The sequence below is a fragment of the Salinivibrio sp. IB282 genome, assembly GCF_001995685.1.
In the GTDB taxonomy this organism is placed as follows: Bacteria; Pseudomonadota; Gammaproteobacteria; order Enterobacterales; family Vibrionaceae; genus Salinivibrio; species Salinivibrio kushneri.
In genome coordinates, this window is record NZ_MUET01000147.1 from 1 (window position 1) to 1,732 (window position 1,732).

1 protein-coding gene and 2 pseudogenes are annotated in these 1,732 nt (G+C 42.3%); 2 read left to right on the top strand and 1 reads right to left on the bottom strand.

Features of this window, described 5'->3' with window-relative positions; genetic code table 11:
- Positions 1–148: 3-keto-5-aminohexanoate cleavage protein (locus BZG14_RS16170; RefSeq protein ID WP_198532079.1), on the bottom strand; the 148-nt coding region annotated here is incomplete at its 3' end.
- Positions 149–287: 139 nt separating this feature from the next.
- Here BZG14_RS16170 and BZG14_RS15255 point away from each other — a divergent pair.
- Positions 288–557, top strand: a pseudogene (locus tag BZG14_RS15255) (IS5/IS1182 family transposase); the annotation flags it as partial.
- A gap of 491 nt (positions 558–1,048) precedes the next feature.
- Positions 1,049–1,732 (top strand): annotated as a pseudogene (locus tag BZG14_RS15260) (helicase); the annotation flags it as partial.

Sequence of the window (1,732 nt, forward strand, 5' to 3'; positions counted from 1 at the left end):
CGTGAATATGAGCGACACTGGCACCTGCACGCGCCGCTTCAATACAGTTGTCGGCAATCTGTTTTGGCGTGATTGGCACATTGGGGTTTTTGCCCGTGGTATCGCCCGCACCGGTTACGGCGCAGGTAAGAATGACGCTGCGATTCATGTTCGGCCTCTTGTCGCTTGATTAAACTGGCCACAGTGTGTCCGGAATAACACGCCACAACTTGACACTAAGCGACATAAAAACCACATAAAGAGACATTGTGGGGAATATTGAGGGGTTTGGTGTAGGGGAAGCATGAAGGAGAAATGCGGGCTATTGGGAGGATGACCTCCCTCGCAATGCAGCCGTCAGCGCCTTACAGTCGGGTAACTTGGAAGACTGGAAACGAGAAGAAAATTATCACCAACGCTCTCTGTCAGAAACTGGGATGTATCGATACAAAAAATTACTCAGTCCACAACTGACACTGCGTGATTACAATGCACAAGTTGGCGAAGCATTGGCCAACGTGAAAGCGATGAACAAAGTCATAAGACTCGGTATGCCTGTTAGTTACCGAGTTGATTAATGGAAGTAATCCTACTGGGATCAGTGCGTTAGGTGGATGATTTGATCAACAACGCCTATGAAATGAATAAGCCCACACTAAACAATGCGGACTTTGAGTGGAGTAAAGCGAGAAGGATAAGTCGACGCTATTTTGGCTCGAAAATGGACAAAAGTTGGTTAGTAGCTCTGTTAAATTAGGGAAAACTTAGCTAAGCAAAAGGCAAGTTCCCTGTATTTTTAAGTGTATCAATAGCTTRCTACTCAGCATTTTGACTAGTCATTGTTCCATTATAGTGGTTTGTGCGATTTTGAGCACAGTGTGTCATTGAGTATGCGGCTATGCTGGTTAAATCGACAAGCGTGTGATCTTGGTTAAGTAGTGGGTACAAGTAGCGAAGACTTGTAACCGTTGCCAAATTTGGTGCAGCGAAGAGAACTAATTGTATCCTAGACAACGCTGTCGGTTTCTTTCGGAAGCTATAACTGATTTTGTAAAGGAACTGCTACACAATGGCATCAATCGAAAACCAGATACTAAGTGCTAATCAAGCTATTTGTTCTAATATTACGTCTTTAAGTGATCACAGATCTTTGTTATCACAAAACATTCTTTCGCAACTCAGAAATCTCATTGAAGGCATTGTGGTGTTCACACAAGCAGGAACGCTGAAGAGTGATTTTCACTATAATAAAGTTGGTCCAGCCCTCGAACATGTAAAGCGGAATGGAAAATTAAACTTTTTAGCTAAGTTTCATAAGCTCATCCAAAAGAGTGCCTCTCATTACACCTTTGATGGTGATGCTTCTGAACGTTTGATGTTGAAATATTACGAGTATCTACTCCGAAGTAAAAATCTCCTTAGTGAGCAATATCACGTCTCTATTCTCGAAAACCTAGAAAGTTTTCCTATTGACCTAGATCCCTCACTTAGAGAGTACCATGAGCGTATAGCAGAAAGAATCCAACAACATCCAAGCACTTACAATCATCTATTACTAGCACCTGAGAGATACTATATACATAAGACAAGACCTTTCTTCTGTTACGGGCGCATCTTCTATGAAGTGACTTTTTACAGAGCAGTGAATAGAGCAACTAAAGCAGATCGTGTTATAGCATTCACACATATAGACATTTCCGATAACTATGCAGCAATGCTGACACTTCAACAGGACAGCATATCAGTTGTAGGC